23 protein-coding genes and 1 pseudogene are annotated in these 21,028 nt (G+C 70.9%); 9 read left to right on the forward strand and 15 right to left on the reverse strand.

Annotated features, from left to right (window positions below; all coding sequences use genetic code 11):
* Positions 1-36 precede the first annotated feature (36 nt).
* Positions 37-1,353: a 3-oxoacyl-ACP reductase gene (locus tag ACZ58V_RS06475; protein WP_471288624.1), complete on the forward strand. Its 1,317-nt coding sequence runs from the start codon at positions 37-39 to the stop codon at positions 1,351-1,353.
* Complete coding sequence (locus ACZ58V_RS06480; protein ID WP_471288626.1) at positions 1,353-2,198, forward strand: MaoC family dehydratase; 846 nt, start codon at positions 1,353-1,355, stop codon at positions 2,196-2,198. The genes ACZ58V_RS06475 and ACZ58V_RS06480 overlap by 1 nt, the downstream gene beginning before the upstream one ends.
* Here the strand turns inward: ACZ58V_RS06480 and ACZ58V_RS06485 are convergent.
* Positions 2,186-2,854 (reverse strand): TetR/AcrR family transcriptional regulator, encoded by a 669-nt coding sequence (locus ACZ58V_RS06485; protein ID WP_471288627.1) that lies wholly within the window; start codon positions 2,852-2,854, stop codon positions 2,186-2,188. The two genes, ACZ58V_RS06480 and ACZ58V_RS06485, sit on opposite strands and share 13 nt — an antisense overlap.
* A gap of 114 nt (positions 2,855-2,968) precedes the next feature.
* On the opposite strand from ACZ58V_RS06485, the gene ACZ58V_RS06490 reads away from it, so the two are divergent.
* On the forward strand, positions 2,969-3,394 hold the full coding sequence (locus tag ACZ58V_RS06490; protein WP_471288628.1) for a nuclear transport factor 2 family protein: 426 nt from the start codon (positions 2,969-2,971) through the stop codon (positions 3,392-3,394).
* A gap of 34 nt (positions 3,395-3,428) precedes the next feature.
* On the opposite strand, the gene ACZ58V_RS06495 is transcribed toward ACZ58V_RS06490, so the two are convergent.
* The 7 genes from ACZ58V_RS06495 to ACZ58V_RS06525 all read right to left on the reverse strand — a co-directional run bounded on the left by ACZ58V_RS06495 (position 3,429) and on the right by ACZ58V_RS06525 (position 8,428).
* A complete protein-coding gene (locus ACZ58V_RS06495) occupies positions 3,429-4,742 on the reverse strand; it encodes a dicarboxylate/amino acid:cation symporter (protein WP_471288629.1) in 1,314 nt (437 codons plus the stop codon).
* Positions 4,743-4,809: 67 nt separating this feature from the next.
* On the reverse strand, positions 4,810-4,926 hold the full coding sequence (locus ACZ58V_RS06500; protein ID WP_468186474.1) for a putative leader peptide: 117 nt from the start codon (positions 4,924-4,926) through the stop codon (positions 4,810-4,812).
* Positions 4,927-5,070: 144 nt separating this feature from the next.
* Positions 5,071-5,370: a DUF4229 domain-containing protein gene (locus ACZ58V_RS06505; protein WP_471288631.1), complete on the reverse strand. Its 300-nt coding sequence runs from the start codon at positions 5,368-5,370 to the stop codon at positions 5,071-5,073.
* Between the two features lie 74 nt (positions 5,371-5,444).
* On the reverse strand, positions 5,445-5,969 hold the full coding sequence (locus ACZ58V_RS06510) for a GNAT family N-acetyltransferase (RefSeq protein ID WP_471288633.1): 525 nt from the start codon (positions 5,967-5,969) through the stop codon (positions 5,445-5,447).
* 49 nt (positions 5,970-6,018) lie between these two features.
* Positions 6,019-7,182 carry an aminofutalosine synthase MqnE gene (gene mqnE, locus ACZ58V_RS06515; protein ID WP_471288634.1) on the reverse strand — a complete coding sequence of 388 codons (1,164 nt, stop codon included), beginning with the start codon at positions 7,180-7,182 and terminating at the stop codon, positions 6,019-6,021.
* A 45-nt stretch (positions 7,183-7,227) separates the two neighbouring features.
* Positions 7,228-7,683, reverse strand: coding sequence for an Lrp/AsnC family transcriptional regulator (locus ACZ58V_RS06520; protein ID WP_033314055.1), 456 nt, complete (start codon positions 7,681-7,683; stop codon positions 7,228-7,230).
* A gap of 58 nt (positions 7,684-7,741) precedes the next feature.
* Positions 7,742-8,428, reverse strand: coding sequence for a UbiX family flavin prenyltransferase (locus ACZ58V_RS06525; protein ID WP_382578520.1), 687 nt, complete (start codon positions 8,426-8,428; stop codon positions 7,742-7,744).
* Positions 8,429-8,519: 91 nt separating this feature from the next.
* Between ACZ58V_RS06525 and ACZ58V_RS06530 the strand changes: the two genes are divergently transcribed.
* Complete coding sequence (locus ACZ58V_RS06530; protein WP_468186460.1) at positions 8,520-9,122, forward strand: rhomboid family intramembrane serine protease; 603 nt, start codon at positions 8,520-8,522, stop codon at positions 9,120-9,122.
* Here the strand turns inward: ACZ58V_RS06530 and mqnP are convergent.
* Entirely contained in the window at positions 9,112-10,014 is a 903-nt protein-coding gene (gene mqnP, locus ACZ58V_RS06535; protein ID WP_468186457.1) for a menaquinone biosynthesis prenyltransferase MqnP, read from the reverse strand. The genes ACZ58V_RS06530 and mqnP overlap by 11 nt on opposite strands.
* Positions 10,011-11,462 carry a menaquinone biosynthesis decarboxylase gene (locus ACZ58V_RS06540; protein ID WP_405506908.1) on the reverse strand — a complete coding sequence of 484 codons (1,452 nt, stop codon included), beginning with the start codon at positions 11,460-11,462 and terminating at the stop codon, positions 10,011-10,013. Before ACZ58V_RS06540 ends, mqnP begins: the two co-directional genes overlap by 4 nt.
* Before the next feature lie 67 nt (positions 11,463-11,529).
* Here ACZ58V_RS06540 and ACZ58V_RS06545 point away from each other — a divergent pair, with 67 nt between their 5' ends.
* Complete coding sequence (locus ACZ58V_RS06545) at positions 11,530-11,847, forward strand: PLD nuclease N-terminal domain-containing protein (RefSeq protein WP_471288636.1); 318 nt, start codon at positions 11,530-11,532, stop codon at positions 11,845-11,847.
* 15 nt (positions 11,848-11,862) lie between these two features.
* Here the strand turns inward: ACZ58V_RS06545 and ACZ58V_RS06550 are convergent, their stop codons facing one another.
* The 3 genes from ACZ58V_RS06550 to ACZ58V_RS06560 are packed head-to-tail and all read right to left on the reverse strand — an operon-like array spanning position 11,863 to position 14,574.
* Entirely contained in the window at positions 11,863-13,566 is a 1,704-nt protein-coding gene (locus ACZ58V_RS06550) for a protein kinase domain-containing protein (protein WP_468186450.1), read from the reverse strand.
* The gene (locus tag ACZ58V_RS06555; protein WP_468188240.1) at positions 13,554-13,667 is read right to left on the reverse strand and encodes a DUF397 domain-containing protein; all 114 of its coding nucleotides are present in this window, start codon (positions 13,665-13,667) and stop codon (positions 13,554-13,556) included. The genes ACZ58V_RS06550 and ACZ58V_RS06555 overlap by 13 nt, the downstream gene beginning before the upstream one ends.
* Positions 13,615-14,574: a helix-turn-helix domain-containing protein gene (locus tag ACZ58V_RS06560; protein ID WP_471288637.1), complete on the reverse strand. Its 960-nt coding sequence runs from the start codon at positions 14,572-14,574 to the stop codon at positions 13,615-13,617. Before ACZ58V_RS06560 ends, ACZ58V_RS06555 begins: the two co-directional genes overlap by 53 nt.
* 104 nt (positions 14,575-14,678) lie before the next feature.
* Here ACZ58V_RS06560 and ACZ58V_RS06565 point away from each other — a divergent pair, with 104 nt between their 5' ends.
* Positions 14,679-15,284 carry a DUF7848 domain-containing protein gene (locus tag ACZ58V_RS06565; protein WP_471288639.1) on the forward strand — a complete coding sequence of 202 codons (606 nt, stop codon included), beginning with the start codon at positions 14,679-14,681 and terminating at the stop codon, positions 15,282-15,284.
* A gap of 10 nt (positions 15,285-15,294) precedes the next feature.
* Here the strand turns inward: ACZ58V_RS06565 and ACZ58V_RS06570 are convergent, their stop codons facing one another.
* Positions 15,295-15,717 carry a DUF6281 family protein gene (locus ACZ58V_RS06570; protein WP_471288640.1) on the reverse strand — a complete coding sequence of 141 codons (423 nt, stop codon included), beginning with the start codon at positions 15,715-15,717 and terminating at the stop codon, positions 15,295-15,297.
* A gap of 75 nt (positions 15,718-15,792) precedes the next feature.
* The gene (gene uvrA / locus ACZ58V_RS06575) at positions 15,793-18,231 is read right to left on the reverse strand and encodes an excinuclease ABC subunit UvrA (RefSeq protein ID WP_471288641.1); all 2,439 of its coding nucleotides are present in this window, start codon (positions 18,229-18,231) and stop codon (positions 15,793-15,795) included.
* 82 nt (positions 18,232-18,313) lie between these two features.
* Here uvrA and ACZ58V_RS06580 point away from each other — a divergent pair, with 82 nt between their 5' ends.
* The 3 genes and pseudogenes from ACZ58V_RS06580 to ACZ58V_RS06590 all read left to right on the forward strand — a co-directional run bounded on the left by ACZ58V_RS06580 (position 18,314) and on the right by ACZ58V_RS06590 (position 20,980).
* Positions 18,314-19,045, forward strand: a complete 732-nt coding sequence (locus ACZ58V_RS06580) for a MerR family transcriptional regulator (protein ID WP_468186435.1) — start codon at positions 18,314-18,316, stop codon at positions 19,043-19,045.
* Positions 19,046-19,053: 8 nt separating this feature from the next.
* Positions 19,054-19,435 (forward strand): annotated as a pseudogene (locus ACZ58V_RS06585) (tRNA-specific adenosine deaminase).
* Positions 19,436-19,570: 135 nt separating this feature from the next.
* Positions 19,571-20,980, forward strand: coding sequence for a condensation domain-containing protein (locus tag ACZ58V_RS06590; RefSeq protein ID WP_471288644.1), 1,410 nt, complete (start codon positions 19,571-19,573; stop codon positions 20,978-20,980).
* Positions 20,981-21,028 lie beyond the last annotated feature (48 nt).

Raw genomic sequence — 21,028 nt, forward strand, 5'->3', positions numbered from 1 at the left:
GGAACAGCGAGCATCCTCCGGCAGCTGGGAGTTGGAATGGCCGACCGCTATCTGCGCTTCACCGGTACCGCGCCCGGCCGTCTCCTCACCCGCCGCCTCGGCCTGCCCCAGCCCGCGGCGCTGACCCGCTGGTCCGCCGAGCGCCCGGCCCTGGACGGCGGCCTGCGTCACCTCACCGCCTGCCGGTCCGGCCTCGACCTCGCGCCGGTCCTCGCCCGTACGGGAATCGCCCCGGCCGGCTCCGACCGGGCCGCCGCCGTCGTCCTGGACGCGAGCGGGGTGCGGGACGTCGAGGGGCTGGCCGAGGTGCACGCGGCTCTGCATCCCGGCATACGGTCACTCACCACGAGCGGGCGCGTGGTCGTGCTCGGCGCGCCGCTCGACCCCGCCGACCATCACCAGGCCGCCGCCCAGCAGGCCCTGGAGGGCTTCACGCGCTCCCTCGGCAAGGAGATCGGGCGGGGCAGGACCGTGAACCTGGTCCGGCTCACGGACGCGTCCGCCGCGGAGTCCACGCTCCGATTCCTGCTGTCGCCCAAGTCGGCGTACGTCAGCGGGCAGGTGATCGAGGTGGGCACGCCCCAGGAGCCCCACGAGCCGGAGGGGGCGCTGGACGGGGACCGCCCCCTGACCGGCCGGACCGCCCTGGTCACCGGTGGCGCGCGCGGTATCGGTGAGGCGGTCGCCGAGACACTCGCCCGGGACGGCGCCCGGGTCGTCGTCCTCGATGTGCCGGGGGCCGAACAGGACGCCCGGCGGGTCGCGGACCGGCTCGGCGGCAGTGCCCTGCTCCTCGACATCACGGCCGCCGACGCGGGCGCGCGGATCGTCGAAGCGCTGCCGGACGGCCTCGACCTGCTGGTCCACAACGCGGGCATCACCCGCGACCGGCGGCTGGTGAACATGCCGGCCGAGCGCTGGATCCCGGTGCTGGAGGTGAACCTGGCGAGCGTGCTGCGCACGACGGACGCGCTGCTGAAGGCCGGGGCGCTGAAGCGGGGCGGCCGGATCGTGGCGACGGCCTCGATCGCGGGCCTCGCCGGCAACGCGGGGCAGACCAACTACGGGGCGAGCAAGGCGGGCATCGTCGGCCTGGTCCGCTCCCTCGCGCCGCGCGCGCTCGCGGAGCACGGGGTGACGGTCAACGCGGTCGCGCCGGGCTTCATCGAGACGAGGATGACGGCCGCCGTCCCGCTGTTCATCCGCGAGGCGGGCCGCCGGATGAACTCCCTCGCCCAGGGCGGTCTTCCGGTCGACGTCGCCGAGACCACCGCCTGGCTCGCGCACCCGGGCTCGGGCGCGGTCAACGGCCAGGTCGTGCGCGTCTGCGGCCAGAGCCTGCTGGGGGCGTGATGGCCGACGCCGCTCTCGTCCTCACCGGGTCCCCCTCCCTCGCGCCGCTCCTGGCCCGCGGCGCCCTGCTGTCCCCCTTCAAACGGCCCGCCCCCCACGCGGAGTTCCCCCGCACCCGGCTCGTCCTGCCCGGTCTGCGCGTCGACCTCGCGCGGCTGGCGACGTACGAGCGGGTCTGCGGGTTCCCGACCGGGGAGGACGCGCTGCCGCTGACGTATCCGCAGGTGCTCGGATTCCCCCTGGCCATGCGGCTGATGAGCGGCCGGGACTTCCCGCTGCCGCTGCTGGGCCTGGTCCACACGTCGATCACGGTCACCCGGCACCGGGGAATGCCGGCCACCGGCTCGTACGAACTCGCGGTGCGGGTCGACGGGCTGGCACCGCACCGGCGCGGCACGGAGGCCACGGTCGTCACCGAGGTGCGCGAAGGCGGGGACGTCGTCTGGGAGTCGAACAGCACCTACCTCGCCCGGCACCGCACGTCACGGCCCGCCGGGGCTCCCGTGGAGGAGGCGCGGAAGCCGCTGCCCGCCGTCGCCGAGTGGCGGCTCGCCGAGGACGTCGGGCGCCGCTACGCCGCCGCCTCCGGCGACCGCAACCCGATCCACCTCCACCCCCTCACCGCCCGCCTCTTCGGCTTCCCCCGCGCCATCGCCCACGGCATGTGGACCCTCGCCCGCTGCCTCGCCGCCCACGGCGCACCGGACTCCTGCCATGTACGCGCGGCGTTCAAGGCGCCGGTCCTGTTGCCGGGGACGGTGACGTACGCGGCGGAGGACGGCCGTTTCGAACTGCGGGACGGGGACGAGCGGGTGCATGTGGCGGGGGATGTCTACCCGGCCTGAGCGCCCGTCTGCTCCTCCTCCGGAGGTACCCAGGGCTGCCCCGCGATGAGGTCGCCCAGGCCCGCCCAAGCGAAGTTCATCATCGTGGCCGCGGCCTGGCGGGCCGTGATGCCCGGGGTGGCGTTGGCCCAGGCGGCGAGGGACTCCGCGGCGCCGACCAGGGCCTCGGCGAGTCCGGCGACCTCGCGCTCCGGCAGGTCGGGATCGTGGTGGGCCTCACGGGCGCCGGTGAGGATCAGCTGTGTCACGAACGCGACGATCTCCTCGCGCATCGCGGCGACCTCTGCGGCGAACGGCTCGCCATGTGTGCGGGCCTGGAGGTGCAGGACCGCCCAGGCGTCCGGATTGCGCGCGGTGTGCGCGAAGAACGCCCCGAGCCCTTCCCACAGTTGCCGGTCGGAGGGCAGATCGGGCCGGACCCCGGCCCGCACCGCCTCCACGAGAGCCTTGGCCTCGCGGCGGATGCAGGCGGTGAAGAGGTCTTCCTTGGAGTTCAGGTACAGATAGACCAGCGGCTTGGACACGCCCGCGAGTTCGGCTATCTCGTCCATCGACGCGGCCATGTAGCCCCGTTGGCCGAAGATCCGCACGGCGGCGTCCAGCATCTGCTGTTCGCGGACCGCACGCGGCATCCGCTTGGTCTTCACGGCACCCATACGGCTTAGCGTACGGTCCGAACGGGCTGTCGCCCCGAGCCGAGTCCGAGACCCCAGGGGGTGTTGTCGGAACATCGCCGGCCCGATCGCCCGCGGTCGCCTAGGGTCTCGGGCATGTCGCAGCAGAGCCGCAGCGTCGTCCAGAACGCCTGGAAGGCGTTCGCCAGCCACGACGCCGACCGGATCTTCGAGGTCCTCACCGAGGACGCGGAGTGGTTCGCACCGCCGGGCAACGCCACTGCCGTCGCGCTGGCGACTCCGCACCACATGGTCGGCAGAGAGGCGATCGTGCGCTTCCTCGCCGAGGACTTCCCCCGCTTGTTCGTGCGCGATGTCACCGTCACCTTCCACGGGTTCCACGCGGACGGCGAGCGGGTGGTCGTGGAGGAGACCATGACGGCGACTCTGGCCAACGGCAGCCACTACGCCAACGACTACTGCTTCGTCTTCGAGCTCCGGGACGGGCTGGTCCACCGGGTGCGCGAGTACATGGACACCGCCCGGGGGCACCGCATGCTCTTCGGCGAGGTTCCGCGGTAGCGGTCAAGCCGTCAGGCGTGCCCCCGGTGCCCCGTCACGCCGCGGCAGGCACCTGCTCGCGCTCCGCGTCCCGCTTCTCGTCCCACGGGTCGTCCAGGGAGGAGCCGTCCGCCGTCGCGTAGGCCTCGCGGTCGAGCAGGTTCTCCCGCGCGGAGACCAGGACCGGGATGAGGGCCTGGCCGGCGACGTTGGTCGCGGTGCGGATCATGTCGAGGATCGGGTCGATCGCGAGGAGCAGACCGACGCCCTCCATCGGCAGGCCGAGGGTGGAGAGGGTCAGGGTCAGCATGACCGTCGCGCCGGTGAGACCGGCCGTGGCGGCGGAGCCGACCACCGAGACGAACGCGATCAGCAGGTAGTCGCCGATCCCCAGCTGGATGTCGAAGATCTGGGCGACGAAGATCGCGGCGATCGCGGGGTAGATCGCGGCGCAGCCGTCCATCTTGGTCGTCGCGCCGAACGGCACCGCGAAGGACGCGTACTCCTTCGGCACGCCGAGCCGCTCGGTGACCTTCTGCGTCAGCGGCATCGTGCCCACGGAGGAGCGGGAGACGAAGGCCAGCTGGATCGCGGGCCAGGCGCCCTTGAAGAACTGGATCGGGTTGGCCTTGGCGACGGTCGCGAGCAGCGCCGGGTAGACGCCGAACAGCACGATCGCGCAGCCGACGTAGATGTCGGCGGTGAACGTCGCGTACTTGCCGATCAGGTCCCAGCCGTACGTGGCGATGGCGTGGCCGATGAGGCCGACCGTGCCGAGCGGGGCGAGCCGGATGACCCACCACAGCGCCTTCTGGAGCAGCTCCAGGACGGACTCGCTCAGGTTGAGGATCGGCTGGGCCTTCTCGCCGAGCTGGAGGGCGGCGATACCGGCGACGGCGGCCATGAAGACGATCTGCAGGACGTTCAGCTGGGTGAACGGCGTGATCACGTCGGTCGGCACGATGCCGGTCAGGAAGTCGATCCACGAGCCGGTCTGGTCGGGCTTCGCGCCGTCCTTGGGCGTGAGGCCGGTACCGGCGCCGGGGTTGGTGACCAGGCCGATGACCAGGCCGATGCTCACCGCGATCAGCGACGTGACCATGAACCACAGAAGGGTGCGCGAGGCCAGGCGGGCCGCGTTGTTGACCTTCCGCAGGTTGGTGATCGAGACGAGGATCGCGAAGAAGACGAGCGGCGCGACGGCGAGCTTCAGCAGGCCGATGAACGTGTCGCCGACCTTCTCCAGGGTCGTGGTCAGCCAGGACAGGTCCTGGTCGCGGGCGAGCCAGCCGAGCAGCACACCCAGGACGAGACCGGCGAGTATCTGAGCCCAGAAGGGCACCTTGAAGGACTTCGTGTATGAGGACACGGACTGACTCCGTTGGGGGGACGCGTAGGGGGAGCTGACGTGGGAGACGACGGGGGTTGGCGTTACGTCAGAGACGACAGTTAGCGGACGCGCACCGACAGAGATCCACGTGCAGTCGCGCGACAAGCGCGAGCCTCCGGGGCGTAACGCTCCGGGGCTGAAGAGGCACGACTGCTGAGTTCATAACAGCGACACCTTAACACCTGAACTTTGAGGACCCCAAAGCCTCGCTTTGACAGGCAGAAACGCGCAGGCACCCATACAAGGCAAAGCGCCCCGTTTCCGAGCATGTACGGAAACGGGGCGCTGCGCGCGGGTGTGAGGAAGCTTACGAGGCCTGGCCCTGCGCCCGGCTCGTGTCGTCGGCCGAGTCCTCCTGGCTGCGACTGGCCTCCATGGTGGCCTTCATGCGGTCGACCCGCTCCACGATCTGCACGGAGGCGCGGTCCCGCTCCTTGCGCAGCACGATGAAGCTGATCGGCGCGGAGAACAGCAGGGCGAGGGTCACGATCCACAGGCCGTTGCTGTCGCCGAGGCCGCGCGGGGCGAGGCCGGAGTAGACGAGGCCCCAGACGACCACGAGGCAGCCCACGAAGATCCCGAGGCGCATCAGTGTGTAGCGGAGCATCTCAATCCACTCTTCCGATTCCAAAAAGGGCCAGGTTCAGTGAAGCACGCCGGGCGGCCGACCTTTCAGGGGGGTCAGTCCAGCGGCAGCAGCATGATCACGTCGTCCCGGTCGTCGCCCGGCGCCACCCGGATGGCGCCCGGGATCCGGCCGACCTCCTTGTAGCCGCAGGACTCGTAGAACCGCTCAAGCCCGAGCCCGCCCCGGCAGGTCAGCCGGATCGCGCCGATGCCCTCGATGCTCCGGGCCCCGTCCGCCGCCGCGTCCAGCAGGTCACGGCCGTACCCCTTCCCCTGGTGACGCGGATGCACCATCACCGTGTACAGCCACAGCCAGTGCGTCATCAGGCGGTGCGTGTTGAGGGTCAGGAACGCGGTCGCCGCGACCCGCCCCTCCTCGTCGTGCCCGACGAGCAGCCTGACCTGCCCCTCCGCCATCGACGCGAAGTGCTTCACCAGCCAGGGCCGGATGTCCTCCCGCGTGACGGGCGGCACGAACCCGACGGCTCCCCCGGCGTCGGAGACGTCGGCCCACAGATCGAGGATGCCGTCACGCAGCTCGGGGGTGACGGCGGGATCGAGCGTGAAGGTAAGGGGCATGCGGGGATTGTAACTATTACGACAAAGCGCCCGCACGCCCCGAGACGAGTCAGACCCGCATCGGCTGAGGCGACTCCCGGCGCTCCGGGTCGGCCCCCTCGTACTCACGGATGATCTCGTACCGCGTGTTGCGCTCCACGGGACGGAACCCGGCGTCACGGATCAGGTCGAGCAGGTCCTCACGCGTCAGCTTGTTCGGCGTGCCGAAGTTGTCCGCGTCATGCGTGATCTTGTACTCGACGACCGACCCGTCCATGTCGTCGGCGCCGTGCTGCAAGGCCAGCTGCGCGGTCTGCACCCCGTGCATCACCCAGAAGACCTTGACGTGCGGCACGTTGTCGAACAGCAGCCGCGACACGGCGAAGGTCTTCAGGGCCTCCGCGCCGGTCGCCATCTGCGTCCGTGCCTGAAGGCGATTGCGGACCTTGCCGTCCTTCACGTCGACGAAGTCGTGCTGGTAGCGCAGCGGGATGAAGACCTGGAAGCCGCCGGTCTCGTCCTGCAGCTCACGCAGCCGCAGTACGTGGTCCACGCGGTGACGCGGCTCCTCGATGTGGCCGTAGAGCATCGTGGCCGGGGTCTTCAGACCCTTCTCGTGCGCGAGCCGGTGGATGCGCGACCAGTCCTCCCAGTGGGTGCGGTGGTCGACGATGTGCTGCCGGACCTCCCAGTCGAAGATCTCGGCGCCGCCGCCGGTCAGCGACTCCAGACCGGCGTCGATCAGCTCGTCCAGGATCTCGGAGGCGCTCATCCCCGAGATGGTCTCGAAGTGGTGGATCTCGGTCGCCGTGAAGGCCTTCAGCGAGACGTGCGGCAGGGCCGCCTTCAGCTCCCGCAGCGAGCGCGGGTAGTAGCGCCACGGCAGGTTCGGGTGCAGGCCGTTGACGATGTGCAGCTCGGTGAGGTTCTCCGACTCCATCGCCTTGGCGAGCTTGACGGCCTCCTCGATGCGCATCGTGTACGCGTCCTTCTCCCCCGGCTTGCGCTGGAAGGAGCAGTACGCGCAGGAGGCCGTGCACACGTTCGTCATGTTGAGGTGACGGTTGACGTTGAAGTGCACGACGTCGCCGTTCTTGCGGGTGCGCACCTCGTGCGCGAGGCCGCCGAGCCAGGCCAGGTCGTCCGACTCGTACAGCGCGATGCCGTCCTCACGGGTCAGACGGACGCCCGTCCTGACCTTCTCCTCCAGCTCGCGCTTGAGCCCGAGATCCATGCCCACACCTTTCTACGAAGACGTCCCAACCGTACGGCTACCGCTCTACTCCTCTTCGGGCAGCTCCCCGACCCGGTTCTCCCACTTCGTGGAGAGCACGATCGTCGTCCGCGTGCGGGAGACGCCCTCGATCCCGCTGAGCCGCCGGATCATCTTCTCCAGGCCGTCGACGTCCGCCGCCCGCACCTTGAGCATGTACGAGTCGTCGCCCGCGATGAACCAGCAGTCCTCGATCTCCGAGAGGTCCTTCAGCCGCTGCGCCACGTCCTCGTGGTCGGTGGCGTCGGAGAGCGAGATGCCGATGAGGGCGGTGACGCCGAGGCCGAGCGAGGCGGCGTCGACGGTGGCCCGGTAGCCGGTGATGACACCGGCCGCCTCCAGCCGGTTGATGCGGTCGGTGACACTGGGTCCCGACAGTCCGACGAGGCGTCCCAGCTCCGCGTAGGAGGCCCGGCCGTTCTCCCTCAGGGCCTGGATGAGCTGCCTGTCCACCGCGTCCATTGCGATCGAAGCCTTCCGCTGAAGTTGTCTGTGGGTCCGATGAGGTTCGGGGTCGTGCTCAGCCGGCGCGGTGTGATCCGCCGCCGAGTTCACCTTGCCAACGGCGGTAGAGCCGGTGCGGCACGCCCGCCGCGTCGAGTACGCGTCCGGCGACGAAGTCCACCAGGTCCTGGATGTGCGTCGCGCCCGCGTAGAAGGCGGGTGAGGCCGGTACGACGTTCGCGCCCGCGTCGTCGAGGGTGACCAGGTGCCGCAGGGTCTGGCCGTTCAGCGGGGTCTCGCGTACGGCCACGACGAGGGGGCGGCCCTCCTTCAGGGTCACGCTCGCCGCCCGCTGCAGCAGGTCCTTCGACAGCCCGAGCGCGACCCCGGCCACGCTCGCCGTCGAGGCGGGCACGATCAGCATGCCCTTGGTGGGGTACGACCCCGAGGAGGGTCCGGCGGCCAGGTCGCCGGCGCTCCAGTGCCGTACGGCGTCGAGGTCGACGGCGAAGGTGTCGGGCTTGCCGTCGGCGCCCCGGGACAGCCATTCCCGCAGGTCGTCGCGCCAGTGGGCGTCCCGGAAGGAGATCCCGGTCTCGTCCAGCAGGGTGAGCCGGGAGGCCCGGGAGACCACGAGATCGACGCTCTCGCCGGCCGCGAGGAGAGCCCGCAGCACGGCAGCGGCATACGGGGTGCCGGAGGCCCCGGACACCCCTACGATCCAAGGCGTACGCGGCGTCTCGCCTGGCTTGACTGGGTTCACGACACCGAGCCTATCGGGCGTCGCAGGGTGGGAACCGGTGCAGGGGTGCGGGCCGTTGCATGGAGGGGATGAGCGAGCACTGGGGGTCGCCATGTCGGGTGTCGAAGCGCGGTGGTCGAGCGGCGGCCGTGCGATGGCCGCGGGCAAGCTGATGCTGGCCTGGGTGGCGCTGCTGTGGCTGCTGGAAGTGGTGGACGTGGCGAGCGGTCACGCGCTGGACGGCTTCGGCGTCACCCCACGCGAGCCGTCCGAGCTGGTGGACGTCGTCCCCTCGGCGTTCATCCACTTCGGCTTCGCCCATCTGGCGGCGAACACGGTCCCGCTGCTGGTCCTGGGCTTCCTGGCCGCGCTGTCGGGCCTACGCCGTTTCCTGCTGGTCTGCGCGCTGATCATCCTCGTCGACGGCCTGGGCGTCTGGCTCATCTCCCCGGCCCACACCAACACGGCGGGTGCCTCCGGCCTGATCTTCGGCCTCTTCGGCTTCCTCCTGGTCACGGGCTTCCTGGAGCGCCGCCCCCTGGGCATCCTGACCGGCATCCTGATCGCCGCGATCTGGGGCGGCTCGATCCTGACCGGCCTCGCCCCGACCCAGTCGGGCGTCAGCTGGCAGGGTCATCTGCTGGGGCTGCTGGCGGGCGTGGCGGCGGCGTTCTTGTTCCGCCGCCGGGCGGCGCCGCCCGAACTCATACGGTGAGGCCGCGCACCAGCAGATCCAGCAACGCACACACGAACAGGGCAATCCCGATGAAGCCGTTGACGCTGAAGAACGCCCTGTTCACGCGGGAGAGATCGTGCGGGCGGACGATCGAGTGCTCGTACAGGAACGCGCCCGCGACGATCAGCAGGCCCAGCCAGAAGAAGGCGCCGGCGTCGGTGGCCAGGGCGTACCAGACGAAGAGGGCCGTCGTGAGGGTGTGACAGACCCGCGCTCCCCAGACCGCCGCAGGGATGCCGAAGCGGGCCGGGACGGACATGACGCCGATCTCTCGGTCGGTCTCGACGTCCTGGCAGGCGTAGATCAGGTCGAAGCCGCCGATCCAGATGCCGACGGCGAGGCCGAGGATGACCGCGTCCCAGGACCAGGTGCCGGTGATGGCGAGCCAGCCGCCGACCGGACCCATGGCCTGGGCGAGGCCGAGGATGGCCTGCGGGAAGTTCGTGAAGCGCTTGCCGTAGGGGTAGACCACCATCGGGATCACCGCGATGGGGGCCAGGGCCAGGCACAGGGGGTTGAGCAGGGCCGCCGCGCCGAGGAAGACGACGAGGGCGACGAGCGCGCCCGTCCAGGCGTGCTTCACCGACATCGCGCCCGTCACCAGCTCGCGCTGCGCCGTACGCGGGTTACGGGCGTCGATCTCCCGGTCGATGATCCGGTTGACCGCCATGGCGAAGGTGCGCAGCCCCACCATGCAGACGGTGACCAGCAGCAGCCGGCCCCAGTGGATGTTCCGGTCGAGCTGGAACATCGCGGAGAGCGCGGCGATGTAGGCGAAGGGCAGCGCGAAGACCGAGTGCTCGATCATCACCAGGCGCAGGAACGCCTTCGTGCGTCCCGGCTGGGGGATCGCGGCGGATGCGGAGGTCACAGGCCGTACTCCTTCCAGCGACGGTCCACCTTCGCCGCCGTCTCCGGGTCGGACTCCACCATGTCGGGCCAGCCCCCGTCGCGGGTGTAGCCCTCCTCGGGCCATTTCTTCGTCGCGTCGATGCCCGCCTTGCCGCCCCAGAACTGCTGGTAGGAGGCGTGGTCGAGATGGTCGACGGGGCCCTCGACGATCGAGAGGTCGCGGGCGTAGTCCGTGTTGCCGAGGGCCCGCCAGGCGACCTCGTGCAGATCGTGGACGTCGCAGTCGGAGTCGACGACCACGATCAGCTTGGTCAGCGACATCATGTGCGCGCCCCAGATCGCGTGCATGACCTTCTGCGCGTGCTTCGGGTACTTCTTGTCGATCGAGACGATCGCGCAGTTGTGGAAGCCGCCCGCCTCCGGCAGGTGGTAGTCCACGATGTCCGGGATGATGATCTTGAGGAGGGGGAGGAAGAAGCGTTCCGTCGCGCGGCCCAAGGGCCCGTCCTCCGTCGGGGGACGGCCTACGACGATCGACTGGAGCAGCGGCCGCTTCCGCATCGTCACGCAGTCGATCTTCAGCGCGGGGAAGGGCTCCTGCGGGGTGTAGAAGCCGGTGTGGTCGCCGAAGGGGCCCTCGGGCAGCATCTCGCCCGGCTCCAGCCAGCCCTCGATGACGACCTCCGCCTGCGCCGGCACCTGGAGCGGCACGGTCTTGCAGTCGACCATCTCGATCCGCTTGCCCGCGAGGAACCCGGCGAACAGGTACTCGTCGATGTCCCCGGGCAGCGGGGCCGTGGACGCGTACGTCACGGCGGGCGGACACCCGAAGGCGATCGCGACCGGCAGCCGCTCACCCCGGCGCGCCGCCACCTGGTAGTGGTTGCGGCTGTCCTTGTGGATCTGCCAGTGCATGCCGATCGTGCGCTTGTCGTGGCGCTGCAGGCGGTACAGCCCGAGGTTGCGGACGCCGCTCTCCGGGTCCTTGGTGTGAGTGAGCCCCAGGTTGAAGAAGGAGCCGCCGTCCTTGGGCCAGGTGAACAGGGCCGGGAGCTGGTCCAGGTCGACGTCGTCGCCGGTGAGGACGACCTCGTGCACCGGGCCGTCCTTGACCTTCTTCGGCGGGACGTGGGTCATCGAGCCGAGCTTTCCGAAGGCCTCGCGCACGCCGACGAACCCGTGCGGCAGCTCGGGCTTCAGCAGCCCGCCGATCCGCTCGGAGATCTCGCCGTACGACTTCAGCTCCAGGGCCTTCAGCAGCCGCCGGTCCGTGCCGAACACGTTCATCGCGAGCGGCATGCCCGACCCGCGCACGTTCTCGAAGAGCAGCGCGGGGCCGCCGGCCTTCTGCACCCGGTCGACGATCTCCCCGATCTCCAGATACGGGTCCACCTCGGCCTTGATGCGCTTGAGGTCGCCCTCGCGCTCCAGCGCCCTGAGCAGGGAGCGAAGATCGTCGTAAGCCATGCGGTCCAGTATCCCCGAGCGGCTACCCTGGCCCTGAACCGCCCACCCGCTTTCGCTGAGAGGCCGCATGCTCCGGGTACTTATGTTCCTCGTGCCGCTGGCGCTGAGCGTGTACGCGTTCATCGACTGCATCAGCACGAAGGACGACGACATCCGTCACATGCCCAAGCCGCTTTGGGCACTCCTCGTGCTGGTCTTCCCGCTCGTGGGTTCGATCTCCTGGCTCATCGCCGGCAAGAAGCGCCGCCCCGCCGCGGAGGGCTGGTCCGGCGCCCGGGGCGGCCGCTCCCGGCAGTGGGTGGCGCCCGACGACAACCCCGACTTCCTGAAGTCCCTCGACGAGGACCCGAAGAGGGACGAGGACCCGAAGCGCGACGAGCCCTGACCGTCGCCGCGGCGCCTACACCAGCGCCTTGATCCGGGCACTGGTGAGGGCCCGGTCGAAGACGCGTACGTCCCTGATCGCGCCGGGGAAGAAGTCGCTGGGGCGCCCGTCGAAGGTCGCGCGGCCGATCATCAGCCCGCCGGGTGCGGGCAGCGGCCGGGTGTCACGGGTCTCCGCCTGCTGCACGCCGTCGACGTAGAGCCGCAGCTTGCGTCCGGGCCCGTCGCAGACGCCCACCAGGTGCGTCCAGGTGTTCACGGCGGGCTCGGAGTACCCCACGGCGCGCTGTCCGGGCCGGGCGAAGGCCCAGCGCTTCTCGTCGCTGGAGTACTGGAGGTAGAAGCCGCTGGCGTCACCGGCCTCCTGGCTGACGGCGGTGGCGAAGTGGCCCGGCTCGGTGGAGAGACGGACCCAGGCCGCGACCGTGAAGCTGCGCCCGGCACCGGTCCTCAGCACCGGCACCTCGGTGATGATCTGGCTCCCGCTCCCGTCGAACTCGGCGGCGCCCTGGCCGCCCGCCCGCCACCTGACCCCGCTCGCGGTGCCGTCGTTGTCACCGGCGGTGTCCCGGGCGAGCGCCCCGGAGGCCTCGTCGAGCGGCCAGAGGCCGACGGGTGAGGCGGGGGCGGAAGGTCCGGCCTCGGCGGGCGGCTGCGCGTTGGGGGTGTCGCCCGCGGACCGCGTGAACCAGACACCGGCACCGACACCGAGCGCGGCGACCGCCCCGGCGCCGGACAGCAGGAACGCGCGGCGGCTACGACCGGCGGGTGCCGGAGTGGGGGCGGTCTGCGTGGCCTGCCGTACCGGCTGGGGCGGGACCGCCGCACGCGTGGGCCTGGGCGGGCCGGACACCCGGGTGCGGTCGGTGGTGTTCGGCCCCGGCCCGATGCGCGGGAGGGCCATCGTGCTCTCGACGTCGGCCGGGCCGATCCGGGCGAGGATGTCGCGCGGCGTGGGACGGTCGGCCGGGTCCTTCGCCAGACACGCGGCGATCAGGGCCCGCAGCGCGGGGTCGCCGATGGCGGTGACATCGGGCTCGTTGTGCACGACCCGGTAGAGCAGGGCGGGCGTGGGTCCGGCGCCGAACGGGTTGCCGCCGGTCGCCGCGAAGGCCAGCACCGCGCCCAGGCAGAAGACGTCACTGGCGGGCGTGATCTCGTCTCCGCTGACCTGCTCCGGCGCCATGAACCCGGGCGAGCCCGCCATGTGCCCGGTCCCCGTGATCGAGTCGCCCTCCACACTGCGCACGATCCCGAAGTCGATGACGCGCGGCCCGTCCTGGGCGAGCAGCACGTTGGACGGCTTGAGGTCACGGTGGACCAGGTTCACCGAGTGGATCGACACGAGCGCCTCGGCGAGCCCCGCCGCGAGGCGCCGTACGGCGTCGGTGCCGAAGGGGCCTTGCTCTACGACCGCCTGCTCCAGCGACGGCCCCGCGATGTAGCTGGTGACCAGCCAGGGCAGGGGCGCGTCCGGGTCGGCGTCGATGACAGGGGCGGTGAAGGCTCCGCTGACCAGCCGGGCCGCCTCCACCTCCCGGCGGAACCGGGACCGGAACTCCGGCCTACGCACCAGCTCGGCGTGCACGACCTTGACGGCGACGTCCCGCCCACCCGGCGAACGCCCCAGGTAGACCCGGCCCATTCCGCCGGCGCCCAGCCGCCCCAGCAGCTGGTAGTCGCCTATGGAGCGCGGGTCCTCCGGCCTCAGCGAAGACACGAAGTGAACGCCGCCCAGGCTTCGCGGGACACCAATAGCACGGCTCTGTCAGGGGTTTTGCTGTCGCGGATGGGGACGGTGTTGGGGAAACCGGGGGCTATTTCTATGCAGTTGCCGCCGTTTTCGCCGCTGTAGCTGCTCTTGATCCAGGTCGCCGCGCAGAGTTCGTGCCTGTTCATGCTGCTCGTACCCCTCCATCACGTCGCTGATCAGGACGACGGACTCGCGGACTGACAGAGCGTCCGCCCTGAGCACATCATAGGCGTGGCTATGACGTGTGTGGACGGACGGATCGTCGGTGAAATGGCCACGGTCCAGCGACTCCGAGTACACCCACCGGTGCCCGCCCGGCAGCTCGATCAGCGACATGGAGACGTTGGGCCGGAGGAGTTCCGAGAAGCTCGCCGGGGCGACCTGGATGCGGATGTTGGGGCGCTGCCCGACGCGAAGCAGATGTGCGCACTGGTCCCTCATGATTCCCGGGCTACCGACCACGTTGCGTAGGCAGCTCTCGTCCAGGACGACGATGTACAGCGGACCGTCCTCGGCGAGGAATCGTCGCTGCCGACTCAGTCGGGCGTGAGCACGCTCCTCGACCTCGTCTCCGCTGGCGACGCGTCGGAACAGCGCCCGGACGTAGTCACCAGTCTGCAGGAGGCCCGGGATCAGGCGCTCTTGGTACTCGCGCAAGGTGACGGCCACCTCGTCCATCTCGGCCCGCCGCCGGAACCAGTCAGGATGCTCCACCTGCGGATACCAGTCGATCCGGCCCCACAACCGCAGCAACACCCCACCCGTGCCCAGCAGTTCATCGCAGGTCTTCGCGAAACCGTCCGTCGGAACCCTCGTCCCCGCCTCCACCCGGGCCACGTGCGAGCGGTCGCACGGGATACGCCCCGCCAAGCCCTCCTGCGTGAGCAACGCCGCCTCGCGGAAGTGCTTGAGCACCTCCCCGAACACCGCCGCCGTGCTCACCCCGGACCCCGCGCTGCCATTGCGTCGACTCACGGCTCCCCCTCCGTGACAGTGCACCACCCGCACGCCCGAAACATTGATCCGGCCCATTCCCCTGCGCAACGCTCCATACACCCAGAGTTACGGAGGAGTACGAAATGGAACCGGGAACGCTCGTCTACGACCCCCACACGCACAAGGTCGGCGAGTACCAGGACAAGACCGGCCCGTACGTGATGCTGCGCCCGGTCGGCGGCGGCCGGGAATGGCAGGCCGACCCGGCACGGATCCGCGAGGCGACACCGGAGGAACGGCTCAGCGCGGGCGTACGCGCGGCCAACGACCGTTCCAGGGAGGGGATCACATTCGACCCGACCCGACCCCCCGTCCCGGTGCCCGGCTGCGCGACCTGCGAGGAGCTCGCCACCCGGCGGGACAGGGCCCGGGCGGCGTTCGACGGAAGTGCCGTGACGGACGCGAACGTGCTGCTGCGCCAGCACCAACGCAAGGAGCACGGCGGGGAATCGACAGGGCGCAGGCTCTTCCGCTACGTCCCGTACACGATCGTCCAGGACGCCTCCGCCCTGCCGGAGTACCAGGCGTACTGCGTCTCGGGAGAGGACGCGGACTGCGGGGCCGACTCCGGGCCCTGCTCGGCCCCCGCCGAGGTCGAGGAGTGGCAGCGCAGGCACACCCAGGAAACCCGGCACCTGCGCTACCGCCGCAGCTTCGCGGACTACGCCGTACTGGAACGGCAGGGCTGAGGCCCCGGCGTCAGGGGCGGTCGGCCACCTTCTTCAGCTCGGGCGGGAGTTCCTTGACGGTGTCGGCGACGACGAGACGGTACTCGTCGGTGTCCTCGGCCACGGCGATGGCGACCCGGGGGTCGACACCCCGCACCGCGAACGCGGTCATCAGGGCCGGGCCCTCCCCGTCGTCGCCGTCGCCCGGGGTGTCGTCGCACGCCGCGCGGGTCGCCCCGCCGAGCGACTTGCCCACGGGGACGTCGGTCTCCTCTCTCCCGAGGTATCTGCGGCTGTCGTACTCGACCACGTAGGCGCAGGACGCCTCGGGCCGCACGCCGTCGCCGTCGTCCGACGACGACACCGACGTGCAGCCCGCGGACAACGGGGCGAGGGTCGCCGCGAGCAGCGCCCAGGCGCGTCCGCGGCCGGCCAGCGCGAGTAAGGCCTGCATCGGTATGTCTCCTTCTGGAGCCTCGGCTCCGACCGAGTGGATACGCAACGAAGACGTGGGCGGACGCGGATCGGTTCAGCTTCCGGGTGCGCCCTGCGCCACCAACTGCCCACCGCTCGAACCGCCCTGGGGGCCCAGGTCGATCAGCCAGTCGGAGGCGTGGATGACGTCGAGGTTGTGCTCGATGGTGACGACGGAGTGTCCGGCGTCGACGAGGCGTTGGAGGACGGCGAGGAGGCGGGCGGTGTCGGCGGCGTGCAGGCCGGTGGTGGGCTCGTCCAGGAGGTAGAGGGTGCGGCCCGTGGTACGGCGGCCCAGCTCCTTGGCCAGTTTGAGGCGTTGGGCCTCTCCGCCGGAGAGGGTGGTGGCGGGCTGGCCCAGGGGGAGGTAGCCGAGGCCCACGTCCACCATGCGCCGGAGCCTGGAGGCGACCGCCGGGACGCCCGCGAAGACCGTCAGCGCCTCGTCCACCGTCGCCGCGAGGAGCTCGGCGATGTCGTGGCCCTCGTAGCGCACGGCCAGCACCTCGGGCCGGAAGCGGCGCCCCTTGCAGGTGGGGCAGCGCACCTCCACGGCCGGGAGGAAGTGCATGTGGACGGTGAGCACGCCGGCGCCCTCGCAGCGTTCGCAGCGGCCTCCGGGGGTGTTGAAGGAGAAGTGGCCGGGTGTGAGGGCGCCCTTGGAGTGAGCCGCGTAGGTCTCCCGGACGGGGGTGAAGACGTCGGAGTACGTCGCCGCGTTGGAGCGCGGCATTCTGCCGATCGGCTCCTGGTCGATCAGGACCGCCTTGGACAGGTGCTCCCAGCCGTCGATGCGGTCATGCTCACCCGGTTGCTCCCCGGCCCCGTGGAAGTGGCGGCGGGCGGCCCGGCCCAGGACGTCCAGGATCAGCGTCGACTTGCCCGAGCCGGACGGGCCGGTGACCGTGACCAGGCGGCCGAGCGGGATCCGGGCGGTGACGTCCTTGAGGTTGTGCGCCCGGGCGCCGTGGATCACCAGCGCCTGGTCCGCGTCCGCGCGGCCCCGCGACGCGGGAGCGGGCAGCCGGCCCGACAGGTACGCCCCGGTCGTCGAACCCTCGGTCCGCGCCACGTCCGCCGATGTGCCCTCGGCGACGATCCGGCCGCCGTCACGGCCCGCCCCCGGGCCGACATCCACCACCCAGTCCGCCGCCCGCAGCACATCCAGGTCGTGTTCGATGACCAGAACCGTGTTGCCCAGGTCGCGCAGCCTGCGCAGGACACGGACCAGCCGCTCGGTGTCGGACGGGTGCAGTCCGATCGTCGGCTCGTCGAGGACGTAGAGGACACCGGTCAGGCCGGAGCCGAGCAGGGCGGCCAGTCGCAGCCGCTGTGTCTCCCCGGCGGAGAGGCTGGGCGTGGCCTGGCCGAGGGTGAGGTAGCCGACTCCGACGTCCACCAGGCGACGCACCCGCTCCTCCAGGTCGGCGACGACCGGTTCCACGAGCAGCCACTCGTCCCCGCCCGACCGCTCCCGCAGTCCGGCCAGCCAGGTGTCGAGTTCGGTCAGGGGAAGCCGGGCGGCCTCGACGATGCTGCGGCCGTGGACGGTCACCGCCCGGCTCTCCTGCCGCAGCCGGGTCCCGCCGCACTCCCCGCAGGGCTGTTTCAACAGGCCCTGCTTTTCGGCCCGTTCGCGGTACTCGGGGTCGTCGGCACGGTCGTTGTAGCGGCGCAGCAGCGCCGTGGCGACCCCTTCGAAGCGGCCCCCCGACACGGTCGCCGGCGGATCGGTGTCCGGGAAGTGCCGTCGGAACTCGGGGCTTTCGACGCCGTGGAGCAGCAGGTCCCTCGGGATGTCGCCCAGTTCGTCGACCGGTGCGTCCGCGTCGAAGGTGAAGCCGTAGTGGCCGGCGGCGGCCCGCAGCACGGGGATGCTCCAGTCGGTGTACTTCGCGTTCCAGCCCTTCACCGCGCCCTGGGCGACCGACTTCCCGCCTTCGACCAGGCGCCGTACGTCGGGACGGATCACCTCGCCCAGGCCGGTGCAGGCCGGGCAGGCTCCGGCGGGCTTGTTGAACGAGAAGGAGCCCATCACGAGTTCGGCCACCGGCGTGCCGCAGTGCGGGCAGGGCCGCTGCTCCGCCTCGGCGTCCTCGTCGCCCTCGGCGTACGACGGCGGGATGTCCTTCCCACAGTCCGGGCACGGCCGCACCCCGATGCGCGACCACAGAAGGCGGAGGTACGTGAACACCTCGGTGACCGTGCCGACCGTGGAACGCGGACTGCGGTTGGTGTGGTGCTGGTCGACGCTGATGGACGGGGACAGGCCGGTGATCGAGTCGACGGCGGGCTTGCTGACGAGGCCGGTGACCATGCCCAGCGACTCCAGGTACTGCCGCTGGCCCTCCCGGTGGAGGGTGTCGAAGGCGAGGGTGGACTTGCCGGAGCCGGACAGGCCGGTCAGGACGACCAGCTTGTTCTTCGGGAGGGAGAGGGAGACGTTCCTGAGGTTGTGGAGCCGGGCGCCGGTCACGCGGATGAAGGAGTCCATTCCTTCAAGTCTTCCATTGAAGTGCGGTGTTGAGACTTTTGAGCGGTACACCGCCCTGGCTCCTGCCGTAACCTTCAAATCGATGACGAACGAACGCCGCCTCCGGCCCGTCGACCTCGCCCGGTCGGCCGGTGTCTCGACGCAGCAGATCCGCAACTACGAGGACGCCGGTGTGCTCCCGCCGGCCGCCCGGACCGCGTCCGGCTACCGCGCCTTCACCGAGGTGCACCGCGGTGCGCTGCTGGCGTACCGGACCCTGATGCGGGGCTACGGGCCGGTGCCGGCTACGCGGATCATGCGGACCCTGCACGAGGGGGACGTCCCGGGCGCGCTCGCGCTGGTCGACGCCGCGCACGCCGCACTGCACGAGGAGCGCGTCTCCCTGCGGGCCGCGAGCGAGGCCCTGGAACTGCTGGCCGCCGAGCCCCCCGCACCGCTCCCCCGGTCCGGCGGGCTGCGCATCGGGGAGGTGGCCGCGCTGCTGGGCGTACGGACGTCAGCGCTGCGGGTGTGGGAGGGCGCCGGGCTGCTCGTGCCCCGGCGCGAGCGCGCCACCGGATACCGGCTGTACGAACCCGCGGACGTGCGGGACGCCCGGCTCGTGCACACCCTGCGCCGCAGTCACTATCTGTTCGACCAGATCCGGCCGGTGCTGGAGGGGTTGAGGAGGGAGGGCAGCAGCGAGGCCCTGCGCGCGGCCGTCGCGGCCCGCGGGGAGGCCCTGACCGCTCGGACCAGGACCATGATCGAGGGCTCCGGGGCCCTCCACACCTACCTCGACCGGCTCACCGAAGCGACGAAGGAGACCCGATGAACGAGGTCATGGACCAGGCACAGGCACGCGCGTGGCTCGCCACCGCCGTCGAGGAGGCCCGCGCCGGGCTCGCCGAGGGCGGCATCCCGATCGGCGCCGCCCTCTACGGCGCCGACGGCACCCTGCTGGGCCGCGGCCACAACCGGCGCGCGGGGCACGACGATGGTGACGACCCTGTCCCCCTGCTGGTACTGCTCCGGCCTGGTCCGGCAGTTCGGCATCTCCCGGGTGGTGATCGGCGAGGCGGCCACCTTCCACGGCGGCCACGACTGGCTCTCCGAACACGGTGTGGAGATCGTGTTGTTGGACGACGCGGAGTGCGCCGGCCTGATGCGGGACTTCATCGCGGTGAACCCGGCGCTGTGGAACGAGGACATCGGCGTCAACTGAACGCACCGTTCAGGGCTCGTATCGCCGTTCGAGATGCCATCCGTTCCATTGAAATGTGGCGAAACCCAGTGTCGCCGAGGGCACGTTCGGCATTCCTTTGGTCGGGTCTATCCCACCTGCGAACGGAGACGCCCTGTGCGAATGACTGACATCCAGCGTTGCGAGGTGCGACCTGGGCGACTCGTCGAATGGACCCTCAGTCCGGCGACCGTCGCGACGGCGAAGGCGCTGCCGGAGGACTCCAGGCCGCCGGCGTACATCCAGGAGTCGCACCTCCGGACGGCGCGGTCCGTGCGCGAGGACGGGCTGTTCGTGCCGACCTGGCTGGGCGCGGCGTTCGACATCCCGGGGCGGGCCGACCTGGACGCGCTGGGTGAGGCGCTGCGCGGCTGGACCCTGCGGCACGAGACCCTGCGCAGCGGCTTCCGCTGGGCGGGCGGTCCCGGCGACTCCATCCGCCGTTTCACGCTCGACGCCTCCTCGGTGTCCCTGCACCGCGAGGAGGCCGGCGACTTCACCGACCCGGCGGCCCTGGCCCAGCACCTCCAGGACCGCTTCGACACCACGGCGGACGCCCTGCGCTGGCCCAACCTCATCTACACGGCGGTCGTCCGGGACGACCGCACCAGCGTCTACATGGCGTTCGACCACAGCAATGTCGACGCCTACTCCATCCACCGCATCCCCGCCGAGATCCACGAGCTGTACGAGGCGGCCCGCGCGGGCGGTGAGGTGGCGGCGGCGCCGGAGCCGGAACCGGTGGGCAGCTACGTCGACTTCTGCGAGGCCGAGCGGGCGGACGCCGACCGCATCGACGCGGACCACGACATCGTCGCCCGCTGGCGGGAGTTCATCCAGCGCTGCGACGGCCGGCTGCCGAGCTTCCCGATCGACCTCGGGCTGGATCCCGAGGGCGGGCTGCCCACGCAGAAGTTCATGCGCGAGATGCTGGTGGACGCGGACGCCGCCGCCGCGTTCGAGGCGTACTGCCGCCCGTACGGCGGGAGCCTCGTCGGGGTCCTCGCGGCCAGCGCCCTGATCCTGCACGAGATCGGCGGCGAGCCCGTCTACCGCACGGTCGTGCCGTTCCACACCCGGGTGAAGTCCCAGTGGTCGCAGTCGGTCGGCTGGTACGTGGGCGGCGCCCCGATCGAGATCCCCATGTCCGAGGCCTCCGACTTCCCGAGCGCCCTGCGCACCGTACGCGCCGCCCTCCAGGCCAACCGACGGCTCGCCCGCATCCCCCTCGCCCGGGTCCTGCACCTTCTGGGCGCCGACTTCCGCCCCACCTCCCCCGACCTGTACTCGATCGTCTCGTTCGTCGACACCCGCGCCATCCCCGGCTCCGCCGACTGGACGGACCAGAACGCGTACGGGCTGCTCCGGGTGTCCTACGGCGACCAGGTGTGCGCCTGGATCACCCGGCTGCACGAGGGCCTGTGGTTCGCCAGCCGCTACCCGGACACGGACATCGCCCACAAGAACCTGCGGCTGTACGCGGAGCGGTTGCGGGACATCGTCACGAGCACCGTCGGCCGGTCCTAGGAGACGCGTCTGGAGACGGCGAAGGCCGGTTCCCGTGACGTGGAGTCG

The sequence above is a fragment of the Streptomyces sp. NPDC040589 genome (assembly GCF_055594445.1).